This is a genomic window from Companilactobacillus ginsenosidimutans, assembly GCF_001050475.1.
GTDB classification, from domain to species: Bacteria; Bacillota; Bacilli; order Lactobacillales; family Lactobacillaceae; genus Companilactobacillus; species Companilactobacillus ginsenosidimutans.
Map to the genome: position 1 here is coordinate 947,551 of NZ_CP012034.1, position 17,516 is coordinate 965,066.

Annotated in this window: 22 protein-coding genes, 1 other RNA gene and 1 other annotated feature; of the genes, 3 read left to right on the forward strand and 20 right to left on the reverse strand. The window is 37.3% G+C overall.

Annotated elements, in window-relative coordinates; all coding sequences use genetic code 11:
• Positions 1-9: 9 nt before the first annotated feature.
• From dnaX to ABM34_RS05125, 20 genes are all read right to left on the reverse strand, one after another.
• Positions 10-1,737, reverse strand: a complete 1,728-nt coding sequence (dnaX, locus tag ABM34_RS05040; protein WP_048703958.1) for a DNA polymerase III subunit gamma/tau — start codon at positions 1,735-1,737, stop codon at positions 10-12.
• A gap of 78 nt (positions 1,738-1,815) precedes the next feature.
• Positions 1,816-1,904: signal recognition particle sRNA small type (ffs, locus tag ABM34_RS13000), an RNA gene on the reverse strand.
• 40 nt (positions 1,905-1,944) lie between these two features.
• On the reverse strand, positions 1,945-2,421 hold the full coding sequence (locus tag ABM34_RS05045; RefSeq protein WP_048703959.1) for a nucleoside deaminase: 477 nt from the start codon (positions 2,419-2,421) through the stop codon (positions 1,945-1,947).
• Between the two features lie 2 nt (positions 2,422-2,423).
• The gene (locus tag ABM34_RS05050; RefSeq protein WP_048703961.1) at positions 2,424-2,726 is read right to left on the reverse strand and encodes a hypothetical protein; all 303 of its coding nucleotides are present in this window, start codon (positions 2,724-2,726) and stop codon (positions 2,424-2,426) included.
• A 17-nt stretch (positions 2,727-2,743) separates the two neighbouring features.
• Positions 2,744-3,352 carry a class I SAM-dependent methyltransferase gene (locus tag ABM34_RS05055; RefSeq protein ID WP_048703962.1) on the reverse strand — a complete coding sequence of 203 codons (609 nt, stop codon included), beginning with the start codon at positions 3,350-3,352 and terminating at the stop codon, positions 2,744-2,746.
• A gap of 74 nt (positions 3,353-3,426) precedes the next feature.
• Positions 3,427-3,795 carry a 50S ribosomal protein L7/L12 gene (gene rplL / locus ABM34_RS05060; RefSeq protein WP_048703964.1) on the reverse strand — a complete coding sequence of 123 codons (369 nt, stop codon included), beginning with the start codon at positions 3,793-3,795 and terminating at the stop codon, positions 3,427-3,429.
• Positions 3,796-3,838: 43 nt separating this feature from the next.
• Positions 3,839-4,345 carry a 50S ribosomal protein L10 gene (gene rplJ, locus ABM34_RS05065; protein WP_048703966.1) on the reverse strand — a complete coding sequence of 169 codons (507 nt, stop codon included), beginning with the start codon at positions 4,343-4,345 and terminating at the stop codon, positions 3,839-3,841.
• A 47-nt stretch (positions 4,346-4,392) separates the two neighbouring features.
• Positions 4,393-4,511, reverse strand: a sequence feature (ribosomal protein L10 leader region).
• Between the two features lie 33 nt (positions 4,512-4,544).
• Entirely contained in the window at positions 4,545-5,225 is a 681-nt protein-coding gene (rplA, locus tag ABM34_RS05070; protein WP_048703968.1) for a 50S ribosomal protein L1, read from the reverse strand.
• A gap of 102 nt (positions 5,226-5,327) precedes the next feature.
• Positions 5,328-5,753 (reverse strand): 50S ribosomal protein L11, encoded by a 426-nt coding sequence (gene rplK / locus ABM34_RS05075; protein WP_048703969.1) that lies wholly within the window; start codon positions 5,751-5,753, stop codon positions 5,328-5,330.
• 117 nt (positions 5,754-5,870) lie between these two features.
• Complete coding sequence (nusG, locus tag ABM34_RS05080; protein WP_048703971.1) at positions 5,871-6,416, reverse strand: transcription termination/antitermination protein NusG; 546 nt, start codon at positions 6,414-6,416, stop codon at positions 5,871-5,873.
• Positions 6,417-6,512: 96 nt separating this feature from the next.
• Positions 6,513-6,698, reverse strand: coding sequence for a preprotein translocase subunit SecE (gene secE, locus ABM34_RS05085; protein ID WP_048703972.1), 186 nt, complete (start codon positions 6,696-6,698; stop codon positions 6,513-6,515).
• Positions 6,699-6,711: 13 nt separating this feature from the next.
• The gene (gene rpmG, locus ABM34_RS13045) at positions 6,712-6,861 is read right to left on the reverse strand and encodes a 50S ribosomal protein L33 (RefSeq protein ID WP_083988266.1); all 150 of its coding nucleotides are present in this window, start codon (positions 6,859-6,861) and stop codon (positions 6,712-6,714) included.
• A 93-nt stretch (positions 6,862-6,954) separates the two neighbouring features.
• Positions 6,955-7,527, reverse strand: a complete 573-nt coding sequence (locus tag ABM34_RS05090) for a sigma factor (RefSeq protein WP_048703974.1) — start codon at positions 7,525-7,527, stop codon at positions 6,955-6,957.
• Between the two features lie 127 nt (positions 7,528-7,654).
• Entirely contained in the window at positions 7,655-8,413 is a 759-nt protein-coding gene (gene rlmB, locus ABM34_RS05095) for a 23S rRNA (guanosine(2251)-2'-O)-methyltransferase RlmB (protein WP_048703975.1), read from the reverse strand.
• Positions 8,403-8,807, reverse strand: coding sequence for a Mini-ribonuclease 3 (locus ABM34_RS05100; protein WP_048703977.1), 405 nt, complete (start codon positions 8,805-8,807; stop codon positions 8,403-8,405). The genes rlmB and ABM34_RS05100 overlap by 11 nt, the downstream gene beginning before the upstream one ends.
• Positions 8,800-10,206 (reverse strand): cysteine--tRNA ligase, encoded by a 1,407-nt coding sequence (cysS, locus tag ABM34_RS05105; protein ID WP_048703978.1) that lies wholly within the window; start codon positions 10,204-10,206, stop codon positions 8,800-8,802. Before cysS ends, ABM34_RS05100 begins: the two co-directional genes overlap by 8 nt.
• 82 nt (positions 10,207-10,288) lie before the next feature.
• Positions 10,289-11,785 carry a glutamate--tRNA ligase gene (gene gltX / locus ABM34_RS05110; RefSeq protein WP_048703980.1) on the reverse strand — a complete coding sequence of 499 codons (1,497 nt, stop codon included), beginning with the start codon at positions 11,783-11,785 and terminating at the stop codon, positions 10,289-10,291.
• Positions 11,766-12,965: a PIN/TRAM domain-containing protein gene (locus ABM34_RS05115; protein ID WP_048703982.1), complete on the reverse strand. Its 1,200-nt coding sequence runs from the start codon at positions 12,963-12,965 to the stop codon at positions 11,766-11,768. The genes gltX and ABM34_RS05115 overlap by 20 nt, the downstream gene beginning before the upstream one ends.
• 10 nt (positions 12,966-12,975) lie before the next feature.
• The gene (gene radA, locus ABM34_RS05120) at positions 12,976-14,346 is read right to left on the reverse strand and encodes a DNA repair protein RadA (protein ID WP_048703984.1); all 1,371 of its coding nucleotides are present in this window, start codon (positions 14,344-14,346) and stop codon (positions 12,976-12,978) included.
• Between the two features lie 14 nt (positions 14,347-14,360).
• The gene (locus tag ABM34_RS05125; protein WP_048703986.1) at positions 14,361-14,906 is read right to left on the reverse strand and encodes a dCTP deaminase/dUTPase family protein; all 546 of its coding nucleotides are present in this window, start codon (positions 14,904-14,906) and stop codon (positions 14,361-14,363) included.
• 123 nt (positions 14,907-15,029) lie between these two features.
• Between ABM34_RS05125 and ABM34_RS05130 the strand changes: the two genes are divergently transcribed.
• From ABM34_RS05130 to ABM34_RS05140, 3 genes are read left to right on the forward strand one after another with little or no spacing between them, the layout of a single operon-like run.
• Positions 15,030-15,353 carry a GNAT family N-acetyltransferase gene (locus ABM34_RS05130; RefSeq protein ID WP_048703987.1) on the forward strand — a complete coding sequence of 108 codons (324 nt, stop codon included), beginning with the start codon at positions 15,030-15,032 and terminating at the stop codon, positions 15,351-15,353.
• A complete protein-coding gene (gene rpiA, locus ABM34_RS05135) occupies positions 15,353-16,042 on the forward strand; it encodes a ribose-5-phosphate isomerase RpiA (protein ID WP_048703988.1) in 690 nt (229 codons plus the stop codon). Before ABM34_RS05130 ends, rpiA begins: the two co-directional genes overlap by 1 nt.
• Positions 16,043-16,061: 19 nt before the next feature.
• Positions 16,062-17,405, forward strand: a complete 1,344-nt coding sequence (locus tag ABM34_RS05140; protein WP_048703989.1) for a C1 family peptidase — start codon at positions 16,062-16,064, stop codon at positions 17,403-17,405.
• The last annotated feature ends 111 nt before the right edge of the window (positions 17,406-17,516 follow it).

Consider the following 17,516-nt stretch of genomic DNA (forward strand, 5'->3'; position numbering starts at 1 on the left):
TAATTCCTCCTAGTCGTTTTTGATATCAACATTATCTTCACCAAACAAGTTTACAGCTTCATCAACCGTCTCGTCGGATTTTGTTGTCTCTGGTTTAGATTTTACATCGTTATTGTTATTAGAATCAAATTTATTATTAATATATTCTTTTCTTATTCCAGGCCAGTCTGCTTTTGGCACCATAACGATGGAACAATCTTTTTTCAGCAGCTTACTAACATTGTCCGTCAAAGAATCTAACAAATCTTGATCCTCTTGAGCTTGTTCGAACCACATTGCATAGTCAAAAGCCATCACAATACCACTCGGACTTGCTGCAACCGGATCTGAAACTCGCATCATCGCACGCTGTGTGACTGACAACATGTTCATTACATCCGGCCAAATATCTTTTGCAGCATTCAAATCATCTTTAGTTGCCGCTGATAAAACTTTATAAATAGCAGTCATGTTAAGTTTGGTTTTTTTATTACTATTTCGATGAACTGGTTTATCAACCTTAACTGCAGCAGCAGGTTGTTGAACACCTGTTGTCGAAATATTTTTTATTTCTGACTTCAGTTTACGCACTTCATCACTTAATCTGTCTACTTCAACATTATCAACTGGGGCAGCAGCTGTCGTTGCAACAGGTTGTCCAGCAGAAGCTTCAACTTGAGGTTCACTTATTTTAACAGTCAAAATCTCCATGTACACGTCAGTCTGATTGGAATTCTTCAAGTTTCTTTGAGTGTTACTAACTTGGTCGACAATATAGAACAATCTGTCATTATCGAACTTGCTGGAAATAGCCAACATGTCCTTGGTCATAATGGTTGAATCCATTTGTTCAGATAAATCGGTATTCGAATTGTACAAAATCATGTTTCGACAAACTCGAATAATCATTTCGGTAAAACGAATTGCTGAACGTCCACTTGATAAAATTTTGTACAAACTTGTTAGAGCATCTGCTGGATTGTTGTCTGAAACAGCCGTCATATAGGCAACGATTTGGTCATTACTTAAAGCACCTGTAACTTCTTGAGCGTTGTTTAACGTTAATGTATCATCACCGAAAGACAAAGCCTGATCCAAAATACTCAATGCATCACGCATCCCACCTTCAGCAGATGCCGCGATAATATTTAATGCTTCTTCATCATATTCAACTTTTTTATCATTCAAGATTAATTCCATACGATCCAAAATATCTTGCTTGGAAATTCTTCTGAATGTAAAGCTTTGGGTTCTAGAAATAATTGTTGCTGGAATTTTTTGAGGTTCAGTTGTTGCCAGAATAAACATTACGTTAGCTGGCGGTTCCTCTAAAGTCTTCAACAGTGCATTAAAAGCACCTTGAGAAAGCATATGAACTTCATCAATAATGTAAACTTTGAATTTTGCCTCAGTAGGAGCGTATTTTACTTTATCACGAATGTCACGAATCTCTTCGACACCGTTGTTTGAAGCGGCATCAATTTCAATCACATCATTTAAACGATTTTCGTTGGCTGCTTTACAAATTTCGCATTCATTGCAAGGCTCACCATCATGTGGATTTAAACAGTTAACAGCCTTTGCTAAAATCTTTGCGCAGGAAGTTTTACCAGTTCCACGAGGGCCACTGAACAAATATGCATGACTGGTCATATTATTAGCCACTGCGTTACGCAGAGTCTGTGTAACTACTTCTTGACCAACCACATCAGCGAAAGTTTGAGGTCGCCATACCCGATATAGTGCTTGATATGCCATGTATTCTCCTAACTTGTGTTTAATAGTTAAATTTTACCACAAAAAAACTCCTAATCGGTTAGATTAGGAGGCTAATATACATAACAAAAGGCACATGTTGCAACTTACTTAGTGCTGCTTTCTTCCGAACCTGACACGATTCGTAAGAGCACCATTGCCCTAAGGCCTTGCGGCAATAACTATATTACTATAAATACCAAATTAATGCTACTTTTTGCGACGAATTTCTCTGAAAAAGTTTTGTAGTAAACTAGCTGAATCGTCCGCCAATATACCACCAACGAAATCCGGCTGATGATTATATTTTGTTTCTTCGAATAAGTTATTAATTGATCCAACTGACCCAGCTTTAGGATCATAGGCACCAAAAATAACTTCTTCTACACGACTATTAATAATTGCGCCGGCACACATTGGACATGGCTCTAGAGTGACATACAAACTCATATGTTCAAGTCGCCAACTGCCAATCTTGGCACAGGCGTTCTCGATAGCAATTATTTCAGCATGTTTAATTGCATTCTGAGTTTCTTCGCGTTCATTGTATCCAACCGAGATGATTTCAGAAGTACGATTGTCAATAATTGTGCAACCAATTGGCACTTCCCCATAACTTTGTGCAATTTTTGCCTGATCCAAAGCCATTTGCATGAAGTTTTCGTTTTGTTCATCTGAAAAATGCATAATTAACCCTCAGCAATTGAGGATATCTTGTCACTCAATGCAGCGGGCAATTTGATATCACTAATTTTTTCAGTGGCTTTTTCAACAATCTTAAACAAGATTCTTATTTCAAAATTAGAAAGCCCATCAACAATTGCAAGAGCCTTTTCATTACCATTTAGATGTTTCTTGATTAATCTTTTTAATTGTTTACGTTCACGTTTTACTTTAAACTTTCTAACTGTTTTAAAAGCAAACAATCCTAATACTGCGACACCACCAGTCACTACTGATAATCCTAAACCAATTAATAATTTTTTATCCAAAATGGAAACCCCCTCAATTACAATTCTTGTTTTTTACTTCTGAGAATATAATACCCCTTGTCTCGAGTAACTACTTCAACATTTCCGTAAGTTTCTTTCATCAGTTTCTTTGCGGAAGGTTCACCTTGTTTCTTTTGGATAACAATCCATACTTCACCGTTATCTAATAAATAATCGTTAGCACCACCAATTATTCCGGATACAACTTCTTTTCCAGCTCTAATTGGCGGATTGGAAACAATTAAGGCATATTTATTTTCAATTTTTTCATAAATACTTGACTCGAAAATATCGACATTAGTGATTTTATTAGCTTTTGCATTTTTTTGTGCTAAATCTAAGGCACGCAAATTGACGTCTGACATCGCCACCTGACGTTTAGGTTGATCTTTTGCCAGAGCCAAACCAATTGGTCCATAACCGCAACCAACGTCCAAAATGTCGCCTTGTGGCACATTAGAGAAATCAATTGCTTCAATCAAGACTCTAGAACCAAAATCAATCGTCTGCCTGGAAAATACTCCACTATCAGATGTGAATTTCAAGTTGTTGCCTTTAAGTGTAAAATCAAATGTTTTTAATTCATGTTCTAAATTTTCATCATTTTCGAAATACTGGTTGGCCATGATTAATCCCCTCGTTAAATAAATTTTGGGTAAAAAAAAATCCTCTTTCGAGGATTAATTTTAACATAAGTTAATTATTTCAATGTAACTGTTGCGCCAACAGCTTCAAGTTTTTCTTTCATTTCGTCAGCGTCAGCTTTAGCAACGCCTTCTTTGATAACCTTAGGTGCACCATCAACTAAGTCTTTTGAGTCTTTCAAGCCAAGTCCTGTGATACCACGAACTTCCTTGATAACCTTAACTTTTTCTTGTCCTGATTCTGTTAATTCAACGTCGAATGAGTCTTTTTCTGCACCGGCATCTGCACCTGCAGCACCTGCAGCAGCAACTGGAGCAGCAGCTGTAACGTCAAATTCTTCTTCGATTGCCTTAACTAAATCGTTTAGTTCAAGGATTGATGCATCTTTTAATTGGTCGATAATTGCTTGTGTATCTAAAGCCATTTTGATTTCCTCCAAATTGAGTTTAATATTTTTTGTTTAAAAATTAAGCAGCTGGTTCGTCATCTTTCTTATCTGCAATTGCTTTAACAGTAAGAGCGAAGTCACGAACTGGAGCTTGTAATACAGATACCAACATAGATAGTAATCCATCTCTTGATGGTAATGTTGCAAGATCTTGAATTTGTTCAAGAGTAGCAACTTTGCCTTCGATCATTCCACCTTTAATTTCAACGGCTTCAACATCTTTGGCATATTTAGCAGCAACTTTAGCTGGAGCAACTGGATCTTCTTCAGAAAAGGCAATAGCTGTAGGACCTACGAATAAGTCTTCAATTCCTTCGATACCAGCAGCATCAGCAGCACGTCTCAAGATTGTATTCTTGATAACTTCCATGTGAGCACCTTGCTCACGTAGTTCAGCACGCATGTTAGTTGCTTCTTCAACTGTTAAACCTAAATAGTCAACAACAACAACTGACTTAGCATTCTTCAAGTTTTCAACGACTGCATCAACTTGTGCTTGTTTTGCATCTAATTTCTCTTGCTTCATTTTACGTTTCACCTCCATAATTATCTTAGTTAACTCTACGATTTATCGGCTATAAAATAAAATCTCTGCGCCCGAATGAGCACAGAGATTATTTAACAATCTTCTGGCCTCGGCAGGATATTAAGATATACATCACCTGAGTCTTCGGTAGAAATCAACTATTGTAATTTATCATCATTTTGGTATTTAGTCAATAAGATTAAGCGTTAATCTTAAGACCAGGGCCAAATGTTGAAGTCATGTTAACACTTGTAACATATGCACCCTTCAATGATGCTGGACGAGCCTTTAAGATTGCTTCGTAAAGTGCATCGAAGTTTTCTGAAAGTTTCTTAGTATCAAATGAAGCTTTACCGATTGGTGCGTGGATCAAACCATTTGAGTCAACACGGTAAGTAACTTGTCCAGCTTTGATGTCGTTAACAGCCTTTGTAACGTCCATTGTAACTGTACCAGTCTTAGGGTTAGGCATTAAACCTTTAGGTCCAAGAACTCTACCTAAACGTCCAACCTTAGCCATCATTGGTGGTGTAGCAACAGCAACGTCAAAGTCTAACCAACCATCTTGAATTTTTTCAACAAGATCATCTGAACCAACGATGTCAGCACCAGCTGCTTCAGCATCTTTAGCTTGAGCACCTTCAGCGAAGACAATAACCTTCGAAGTTTTACCAGTACCATTTGGTAGTACGATAGCACCACGAATTTGTTGATCAGCTTGTTTTGGATCTACATCCAAGTTAATTGCAACTTCGATTGTTGAATCGAATTTTGCGTAATCAATTTTCTTAAGTAATTCAGCAGCATCTGCGGCAGAGTAAGTCTTTGACTTGTCTAGGCCTTTAACTGCGTCCATATATTTTTTTCCATGCTTAGCCATGCTAAGTTCCTCCTTGCTTTGTGGTCCATTGGGGATTTAAATTTTCCCCTCCCACTTGTTAAGAATGTTTTCACATCCCTGTAAACTGTTAAAAAGTTAAGACTAGTCTTTAACTTCAAATCCCATACTTCGTGCAGTACCAGCGACCATACGCATTGCAGATTCAACACTAGCAGCGTTTAGGTCTTTCATCTTGGTTTCAGCAATTTCGCGAACTTGATCTGATGTAACTGTGGCAACCTTCTTTGTGTTAGGTTCACCAGAGCCACTATCTACACCAGCTGCCTTCTTAAGAAGAACAGCAGCAGGTGGTGTCTTTGTAACGAAATCGAATGAACGATCCTCGTATACAGAGATAACAACAGGAATGATCATTCCACGTTGTTCTTGAGTACGTGCATTAAAATCCTTTGTAAATGCAACGATATTAATACCAGCTTGACCTAAAGCTGGACCAACTGGTGGAGCTGGAGTAGCTTGACCTGCAGGTATTTGTAATTTAACTATGTTAGCAACTTTTTTAGCCACGAAACATACCTCCTTGTCCGTGATGTGGTCATGATGAGAATGTAAATTTTCTCTCCCACAGTATGTAAAACATACCGTAATAGTGTAGCACGTGATTTTAACTATAGCAATATAAAATTATTGTTTATCTACGTCGTCAAAACCAACTTCGGCATTAGTCATACGACCGAACATATCAACTTCAACTTTAAGTTTCATGTGTTCAGCATCAACTTCTGTGACTTTACCGCTCATCTTAGCAAAAGCACCATCAATAATAGTTACTGTTTCACCAACAGTGAAGTCAGTATCGTGGTCTCTAGTAGAAACGCCAAGATCTTTCAAGATGTTATCAATTTCTTCTGGTAATAATGGTGCAGGCTTACTACCTGAACCGTGACTGCCGACAAATCCTGTAACACCAGGAGTATTACGTACAACGAACCATGATTCATCAGACATAACCATTTCAACAAGAACATATCCTGGGAAAGTTTTCTTCATCTCAGTCTTTTTCTTACCGTTCTTTACTTCAGTTTCTTCGTCTTCAGGAACAACAGCACGGAAAATGTAATCTTCCATACCCATTGATTGTGCACGTGATTCTAGATTTTCCTTAACTTTATTTTCGTATCCAGAATAAGTATGTAGAACATACCATTGTTTTTCGCCAGCTTCAGCCATAATTTCCTCCAAAAAAATATCAAAATAAAAAACTTCGAACGACGTTCGAAGTTTTCTGCTTGTTCATATAGTATCAGATTTTTGTCATACTTACAATTACTTACCCATAAAGAAGGCTTGTAGAATTGCAACGATAGCCCAGTCAACTAATGCAAAGAAGATAGCGTACAGCAATGATGTAGCAATAACAGTCCAAGTATCTCTTCTGTTTTCTTTCCATGTTGGCCAAACAACCAATTTCATTTCTTTATTAACACTGCCAAAAAATTTAAATAGTTTCATTTGATCCTCCAAATTAACGTGTTTCTTTATGTAATGTGTGTTTGCCGCAATGCTTACAGAACTTCATGACTTCAAGTCTTTCAGTTCTATTTGGATTCTCAGTAATCGTATAATTACGAGAGCCACAAACGCTACATGCGAGCGCAACTTTTCTTAGTCCCATATCATTTCTCCACAATCTTCCGCCTTATAGCACGGTTTATGTCCTTATAATTGTATCGTTTTGATTTAAAAAAGTCCACACAAAAAATATTTATTAAAAGGTGGTAATCCTTTTGCGGATTTTGGACTTGCATCGACTAGACGCTCGTTGCAGCTGGGTGTTATTACATCGATGAGCCATACAAGCTTCTTCAACCGTAATATCTCCAATGATAATTTGAAATGCTGCAAGTTCGAGATCACTCATGTCCTCAATTAGTCGTTCAAAGTTTTCCAACATATCACTAATGGCTGGTGCTGGTTGACTTAGAAAGTCCAAAAGATTTTCTCTTGTCCTAATTAAATCCTCAAAAGAAAACGCATCATTGTTTGCTTGGCGCTTGGAAGCTCTTTGTGCCCTAATCAAAGATACAATGTGATTATTCAATCGCATCTTAAAGAAGTTGGCAAATTTCGAGCCTTGGCTACCATCAAACAATTTACAAGTCTGTAAACACACAATAAATGATTCCTGATACCAATCATTTCGATCGTAGCCATTCAACCAATATAGCTTATACATCTTATCAATCATCGGTTGATATTTTTTCACTAAATATTGAAGGGCTTCTGAATCATCGTAGTCTCTGACTTGTACAATTAATTCAATTTCTGTTTTTATTCGCATGTGATTAATTCTGTGTATATTTTCTTAAAAACAAGATTACCATTGTATTAATAAGTATTAATACCGAACGTGTGTTTACAAAAAAACAGTTACCAAAAATTGGCAACTGTTTATTTTATTTCATAAGTTATTCGTTTCTTGAAGCAAATGCTTGGTACAACATAACACCAGTTGCGACACTAGCATTCAAACTTTGCACGTGTCCAACCATGGGAATACTTAGAGTTTCATCGACTTGTTTTTGTACAAGTGGTGATACTCCTTTCCCTTCGTTACCGATGACTAAAGCAATTGCACCTTTGGCATTCCATTGACGATAGTTTTTACCTTCCATGGCTGTACCAAAGATCCAAACATTTCGTTTCTTTAAATCATTAATCGTGTTAACTAAATTGGTCACACGAACTACTGGAACATGCTCAATAGCTCCAGTTGAAGTTTTAGCAACAACGGCTGTTAATCCGGTTGAACGATGTTTAGGAATAATAATTCCATCCACACCAACCGCATCAGCAGTACGCATGATTGATCCTAAATTATGTGGATCTTCAATTTTGTCGAGAATTAGGATAAATGGATCTGTCCCCTTCTTTTCGGCACTTTTAAAGATTTCGTCCAATTCAACATATTGGTATGGTGCAACATAAGCTGCAACACCTTGGTGAGTTCCACCGTCAGAGATTAAGTCTAGCTTGCTCTTTGGAACCTCTTGTACTATCAAGCGGTCACGTTTGGCAATCTTGACTACTTCTCGTACGTGCTCACTAGTTAAATCTTTTTGAACTAAAACTTTGTTGACACGTTGATTAGCAGTTGGTGATTTCAATAATTCAACAACTGAATGGTGACCAAAGACTAGTTCACTTTCTTCTGAATTATTTTGCATTCGTTTCACCTGCCTCAACTTTTTTAATACAATAATTAATTAATTCTTCTAAGCGTTTTTTATCGCCGGTAATGTCCAAATAGCCCATCACTGCCTCAAATCCTGTTGACATGTGGTAAGTCACTACATCAGTATTTTTGGCTTTCGTATACTTTTTGGCATTACGACCATTTTTATAAATCCTAACTTCTTGATCAGATAAAATATCTTCTTCAATCATCAGATTTATCAAGGATGCTTGAGCCTTGGCCGAGACAAATTGTTTCGACATGTATTGAAGTTCATTAACTTTGGTTTTCCCAGTTTCAAGAAGGTGTTCACGAATATATACTTCATAAACAGCATCCCCAAGATATGCCAATGTAACTCCATTTAGTTGTTCAATCTTAATCATTTAAATGCCACCGTGTTCCCTGCGGCGTATCTTCAAGAATTACGCCCATTTCTTTTAATTTATCACGTAATTCGTCACTCGTCGCAAAATCTTTATCAGCACGAGCTTGATCACGTTGGTCAACCATTGATTGAATCTCGTCGGATAATTCCTTTTTGTCATCAAATGTGACACCCAAGATTCCAGACAAGTCTGAAATTGCAGTCAAAATAGCTTCAGCATTTTCTTTGTTGACTGAATCTTGGCTGCTGTAATTATTAGCTAGACTCACCAACTCAAAAATTGTCGTCAATCCATTTTGAACATTAAAGTCATCATTCATGGCAGTCTTAAATTCTTCAACAATTTTAGCAATTTGTTCGTCAATTGTTGCGTCCTTTTGACCATTAGCATCATCAAGTCTAAAACTCAAATTGTTATAAGCAGTCTTAATTTTATCCAAATTATCGGCAGCTTTTTGCAGGTTGGCCTTTGAATACTCAAGTGGACGACGATAATGTGTTGATGATAGGAAGAAGCGAATCACCTGTGGATCAGTTGTCTTAACTAAATCATGAACGGTCACAAAATTACCAAGTGATTTACTCATTTTCTCGTTGTTCTCAACAGTCACAAAACCATTGTGCATCCAATAATTAACGAATTTTTCACCTGTCTCAGCCTCAGATTGGGCAATTTCATTTTCGTGATGAGGGAATTCAAGGTCTTGACCACCACCATGAATATCAAAATTATTGCCGAGATATTTGGTCGACATAACTGAACATTCAATGTGCCAACCTGGACGGCCCTTACCCCAAGGAGAATCCCAGTTAATTTCACCTGGCTTAGCTTTTTTCCAAAGCGCAAAATCAATCGGATCTTGCTTCTTATCAAATTCAGCTTCACCAATATGTTCACTGGCACCTTGAACTAATTGATCAATGTCCATGTCTGAAAGTTTGCCGTAATTTTTGAATTTACGGGCACGATAAAAGACATCCCCATCTGATTCATAAGCATAACCCTTATCTATCAACACTTTTACAAAGTTAATGATTTCTGGAATGTTGTCAGTCGCACGAGGATTAACTGTTGCACGTTGAACATTCAGTTCATCAATATCTTCGTAGAAAGCTTTAATAAATTTATCGGCAACTTCTGGGACGGTAATATTTTCTCGAGCAGCTTCTTTAATCATCTTGTCGTCAACATCAGTAAAATTAGAAACAAATTTTACATTGTAACCAATATATTCCAAATAACGTCTGACAGTGTCAAAAGCAACGATTGAGCGCCCATTTCCAATGTGAATATAGTTATAGACTGTGGGACCACAGACATACATATTCACTTGATTAGGTTGAATTGATTTGAATTCTTCTTTTTCTCGTGTGTATGTATTAAATATTTTTAGCATCTATATCACCCTATATAAAAAGAGGTTGAGGCAAAACTTAGTTTTCCTTCAACCTCTTGTTTTGTATCAAGAAACGATACTTCTATTTCATTTGATCTAAAGTTTTATCAATATTCTTCAAAGCTTGATCCTTACCGAATAACTCAATAGCTTCGGCAATTGCTGGACCGTGCATTGTACGTGTTGTAGCAATTCTTGCTGGCATGTAAAGTTTTCTACCTTTAACACCAGTATCTGCTCTAACACCTTGAATAGCAGCCATAATTTGTGTAGCTGTAAATCGTTTAAGATTTTCTAACTTGCCACGCAAGTCTTCAATTGCCTTACGCGCATCGTCGTCTTTCAATTCTTCTTGTTCATCATCAGTTAAGACTTCTGGTTGTTCAAAGAAAACATCTGAGAGATCAACGATTTGTTGAGTAAAGCTCATTTGTGGCATATACAATTCAGTCAAGTGTCTTACCCATTGGATTGTATCTGTGTCAGGATTTTCTGGAATACGTTTTGCTGTGATTAAGTTTTCAAGAACTAAATCAGTGATTTCTGAAACATCAGCGTTCTTAACGTATTGGTTATTAACCCATTCCAATTTCTTTTGGTCAAACTTAGCAGGTGATTTACTCAAACGCTTTTCATCAAAAATCTTGATAAATTGTTTACGGTTGAATAATTCATCTTCACCAACTGGTGACCATCCGAGCAATGTAATGAAATTAAACATTGCTTCCGGAAGATATCCTAATTCACGATATTGTTCGATGAATTGTAGGACTGATTCATCACGTTTACTTAGTTTCTTACCTGTTTCAGTGTTGATAATCAATGTCATGTGACCGAATTTTGGAGCTTCCCAGCCAAGTGCATCATAGACCATCAATTGTTTAGGAGTATTGGCAACGTGATCATCACCACGCAGAACGTGACTAATCTTCATCAAGTGGTCATCAACAACAACCGCAAAGTTATACGTTGGCATACCATCACGTTTTTGGATAACCCAGTCTCCACCAATAGTATTTGAATCGATAGAAACACTGCCTTTAACAATGTCATCCCACTCGTATGTCTTACCAACTGGAACGTGAATACGGATAACTGGTGTTAAGCCAGCATCTTTAGCGGCTTGAATCTTTTGAGCTTTTTCATCTTCACTCATTCCAGCAAATTCATATTCATAATGAGGCATCTCACCATTTGCTTCTTGTTTTTCACGCATAGCAGTGAGTTCTTCTTCTGTTGTATATGATTCGTAAGCGTCACCTTTATCAAGAAGTTCTTGAATATACTTTTGATAAATATCTTTACGTTCTGATTGACGATATGGACCATAATCTCCACCAACATCGGGACCTTCATCCCAGTCAACTCCGAGCCACTTAAGGTTTTCAAGTTGGCTTTGTTCGCCACCTTCAACATTTCTCTTAGTGTCTGTATCTTCGATACGGATTACGAATGTTCCTTTATGACTACGTGCAAATAGGTAATTGAAAATTGCAGTTCTTGCATTACCTATATGTAAATGTCCTGTTGGACTTGGTGCGTATCTAACTCGAATATCATTATTTGCCTTGTTTGCCACTTTTACGTTCTCCCCTTTTACGTGTTGTATTACCTGATTTGTTATCCGTTGGCTTCTTCGGATTCTTTTCTTGGATACCATTAAACGAATGAGCAGGTTTAGCAAATATCATTTTACCAGCATCTGTTTGTAATGCACTAGTAACGACGACATCTAGTGATTTATTAATGAAATATTTACCTTCTTCAACAACCACCATTGTTCCGTCTTCAAGATATGCTACACCTTGTTCACGCTCGGTACCTTCTTTTATAACTTTAACAGTCATAGTCTCTCCTGGCAAAACCATAGGTTTCAAGACTTTGGCAAGTTCGTTAATATTCAAAACTTTAACATTCTGAAATTCACTAACCTTGTTTAAATTATAATCGTTTGTCAAAACTGCACCACCAATTTCTTTGGCTAATTTCAGCAGCTTATTATCAACTTCCGGAATATTGTCATAATCCCTAGTTGTCGTTTCATATTTAATGGTTTGATCCATTCTCATTTCATTTAAAATGTCTAATCCACGACGACCACGTTCACGCTTTTGATTGTCGGACGAATCTGAAATCAATTGTAATTCATGAACAACAAAATCAGGAATCATAATTTTACCTTCCAAAAATCCTGTCTGTGCCAATTGGTGAACACGTCCATCAATAATAACTGATGTATCCAAAATTTTGTAAGGGTAAAAATCTTTCTCAGTTGAACGTTCAATTATCTGACCGTCCTTATCAGCTTTTTCATTTGACTTGTTCTTTCTGGTCAAAGAAAAACTGCGCCAATCATTTCTTCTAGTCGTACCAATTCGAAATCCGATGAATCCGAAAATGATCATAAGGATCAAAGGAATAATAGTGTTGAATATTAATGATGACATCATATAAAACGGAATCGAAATGATATTTGCTAGAATCAATCCTCCAATAAGGAAAATAGCTCCAAAAATAATGTACTGTGGTGAACGCGAACCAAGACTTTTCTCGATTCGAGCATTTAAATTGTTAATTGGTTGGACGAAAGGAAATGAAAAGAAATAAAAAATAAGGCCACCAGTAAGTCCGTCGACATACCCATTATTAACAATACGTTGATCACCCATTCCGGTTGCGCGCCAGAGATAAGGTAAAACAGTCACTCCGACCGCAATACCAATCAATGCAAAAATTGCATTAACTAAAAATTTGCGCATATAGCACCTCCTAATTAAAAACTTTATTCATAGCTTCAGAAACGGTGGTAACACCAATAATTTGAATATTTTGGTCTTTTACCCAATCTCCAAGGTTATTTTTAGGAACAAAAATACGTTTGAAGCCCAATTTCTCGGCTTCATTAACTCGCTGGTCAATTCGATTTACACGTCTAATTTCACCAGTAAGTCCTACTTCACCAACAAAACAATCGGTTGCAGAAATACCAAGATCTTTATAACTTGAAGCAATCGACATGGCAAGTGCAAGATCAATTGCTGGCTCATCAAGTTTGACACCACCAGTTGACTTCAAATAGGCATCTTGATTTTGCAACATTAAATTACCACGTTTTTCTAAAACAGCCATAATAACTGATACTCGATTATGATCGAGGCCAGTTGCAGTTCTCTTGGCATTCCCAAATATTGTTGGTGTAATCAAAGATTGTATCTCAACTAGGATTGGACGTGTACCTTCCATAGATACAACAACCGCTGAACCATTCGTATCTTTAAGTCGCTCTTCCAAGAAAATTTCTGATGGATTGTCAACTTCAGATAGCCCTTTAGTCTGCATCTCAAAAATACCAATTTCATTAGTTGATCCAAAACGATTTTTGACCGAGCGAAGGATACGATAACTGTGATGAGTATCCCCCTCAAAATATAGCACTGTATCAACCATATGTTCCAATATCTTAGGACCAGCAATTGCGCCACCCTTTGTTACATGTCCAACAACGAAAACTGTAATGTTTTGTTGCTTGGCTATATTCATCAATTCAGCTGTAACTTCACGAATTTGTGAAACACTACCAACGGCCGATGATATCTCCGGTTCATCCATTGTTTGAACGGAATCAATAACCAAATAATCGGGTTTGATTTCATCAATAGTTTGGCGAATGTAACTCATATCGGTTTGTGGATAAATAAATAAGTCATCCCCACTGATATCAAGTCTGTCCGCACGCATCTTAATTTGTGACGCACTCTCTTCACCAGAAACGTATAAAACTTTTCCACCAGACTTTTGTAGTTGTCCCGATACTTGTAATAGTAATGTAGATTTTCCAATTCCCGGGTCACCACCGATAAGTATTAGAGAACCTGGAACAATGCCACCTCCGAGAACACGATTCAACTCTGATAAATCAGTTTTAACTCGTTGTTCCTTTTCAAAGGCGACATCATTTAATCTAACCGCTTTGGTTTCCAGATCACTAGTACGACGGCTAGGCGTAGCCTTTGGTGACTCTACCCGCTCGATTTCCTCAACCATTTGATTCCATGAACCACAATTTGGACAACGTCCCAAATATTTTGGTGAAACGTATCCACAATTTTGACAGACAAACTTACTTTTTGATTTTGCCAAGTACTTAATCCTCTCTACTTAACACCAGATGAGCCAAAACCGCCTTGGCGTTCTTTAAGACCACCAATATCATCGTCAGTTGTTAAATACTTAATAAATATTCCTTGGGCGAGTCGATCACCCTTTTTAATATGAAAGTCTTTTGGGAAAAAGTTGATCAATTGAATAAATAATTCTCCCTCATTACCGTCATTGTTATAGTAGTCAGCATCAACCACACCAATCCCGTTTGGAATCGACAAACCACGTTTCAATGGATTACTTGAACGGCTGGCAATAATCAAAACTTCATCATCTTGCATATATGCTTTAACCCCAGTTGGTACTAAAACTGGTTTAATTGCTTTTTGCACTTCTTCGACTTTTGCGTCATCCATTTTACCCTTTGTAAGTAAAAACTTGATAACATTTAGAACTCCAAATTTCCAAATAGAAGGAACAACAAAATCTTCGGCACTCTCAATATCGTATCCGGCAGCTTTCTTGGTTTGTCTGACTGGTAAATTAATGTTTTTATCTTGATATTTCTCAACAATTTCAAATCCACGTTGTTTTGACAAAATATGGTCTCCTTTTTAATCCTAGTTACTAAAATAATATCATTTAAACATTGGTAATACACTGACTTTCATTAGTTATTACGGTAAGATTAAGATAAATATATTGATATTAGGAGGCTTTCTATGGAGATGAGACACGGTGAAAACCGTTTTTACCTTTTTGACACAGATACACACAAAGAAGTTGGCGAAATTGTGTATTCCAAAGTTGAAGATAACATTATTTCAATTGACCACACACGAGTTGATGAAACTTTTCAAGGTCATGGATTTGCTGGCAGGTTACTGAATTCAATGTTGGACTATGCTGATTTGAATAATTTGAAAATTGTTCCAGTCTGTGAATATGCCAAGGTTGCGTTCAAAAAACGCCCAGAAATCAGATTTTTGTTAGCTGATAATTATCAAGAACTACTTAAAAAACTCGACAAGGAGGAACAAAAATAGTGAATCAAGACGAACTTAAAAAAGCAGTCGGGGTAAAATCCGTAGATTTCATTCAAAGTAATTCAGTTGTAGGTTTAGGAACCGGTTCAACGGTATATTTTATGATAGAAGAACTTGGTAGGAGATATCAAGCTGGCGAGATCAAGAATATCGTTGGTGTTTCAACTTCATCACGTTCACAAAAACAAGCTGAGGGGCTCGGCATTCCTATGAAGGATTTGAACGAAGTCGACCATATTGATTTGACCATCGATGGTGCTGATCAAATTGACAAGAACTTCCAAGGAATCAAAGGTGGCGGTGCTGCCCATTTACTTGAAAAAATGGTTGCCACAAATTCTCACAAAAACATTTGGATTGTCGATCAATCTAAGATGGCGGACCAACTTGGTAGCTTCCCACTTCCTATTGAAGTAATTCCATTCGGTTGCCAAAAAACTTTTGATGACTTAGCCAAAGAAAACTTGAAGCCTGAATTTAGATTAGATGAAAATGGTGACCGAGTTTTGACACACAACAAGAACTACATTATTGACCTTAAAAATGGTGTAATCGAACATCCCCACATTTTGGCTGATTGGTTAGATCACCAAGTTGGAATTGTTGCACACGGACTATTTCTTGATATAGTAAATACTGTAGTTGTTGGTTATGATGACGGCCCAAAAGTCATCGACAACATTAGATAATTAAAGAGGAGACTATTTTATGACGAAGGAAATCACATCAAAAGAATTATCAGATTTTCAAAAAGCATTCGAGGACACTCCAGGTTCTTCTGCTATTAAAAATGCCGTCGCAAATAACGGTATTTATAAATCAAGTGAAACTCTAGCATCAAAAATTGCTATGGATCCAACTTTCTCAGTTGAAATTGAAACTGGTTCAGTTGCAGATCAAAAGCAATCCGGTTTGTGCTGGGTATTCGCTGCTTTGAATACTATGAGACACCCTATCCAATCAAATTTCAAAATTAAGGGATTTGAACTTTCTGAAGGATACATGCTTTTCTGGGATAAACTAGAAAAATCTAATTTCTTCTATGAAAACGTAATTAACACAGCTGCCCTACCAATTGGCGACCGTAAAGTTGACTTCTTAATGACCACACCTCAACAAGATGGTGGTCAATGGGATATGGTTATGGCGCTTGTTGAAAAATACGGTGTCGTTCCAAAGAGCGTTATGCCAGATACAGCCAGCAGAACAAATTCACGTGAATTGAATTCCGTTCTTAACACTAAATTACGTAAAAATGCCGTAACTCTCCGTAAATTAGTTAATGATGGTGCCTCAGAAACTGACGTTCAACGCCAAAAAGATGAAATGATGAGTGAAATCTACAAAATTTTAGTTTACACAGTCGGTGAACCACCAACAAAATTCGACTGGGCTTACCGTGATGATGATAAGAATTATCACAAAGAAACGGGCATCACTCCACAAGAATTTTTCAAAAAATATGTTGGTTGGGATATCGATAATTATGTTTCAACAATCAACGCACCAACAGCAGACAAGCCATACAATCACGTCTATACTGTTGAATTGCTAGGAAACGTTGTCGGTGGACGCCAAGTTCGTCACCTTAACCTAGCAATCGATGACTTCAAATCACTAGCAGTTAAACAACTTCAATCAGGCGAAGCAGTCTGGTTCGGTAGTGACGTCGTCCAAAGTTCAGACCGTAAATTAGGAATCATGGACACAAAAATCTATGACCTAGAAGGCCTATTCAACACAGACTTCAGCATGACAAAGGCAGAACGCCTGGACTATGTTGAAAGTATGATGGACCACGCAATGGTAATCACCGGCGTCGACTTAGATGAAAACGGCAAACCAACAAAATGGAAAGTTGAAAACTCATGGGGAGAAAAAGTCGGAACAAAAGGCTACTTCGTAATGAGCGACGACTGGTTCGACCAATTCGTCTACCAACTAGTAATCAACAAAGACTTATTAAGCGACTCACTAAAAACAACATTTGACACAGAAGCAAAAGATCCAAAAGTATTAGCACCATGGGATCCAATGGGAGCACTAGCTTAAAAGAGCCAAAAAAAGCACGCACTTAAACACGGAACATAAGACGACCATAGCGGAGAGGGGTGCGTAACACCCCCGCAGCTCTGGGCGCCTTATGTGTAGTGTTTAGTGCTT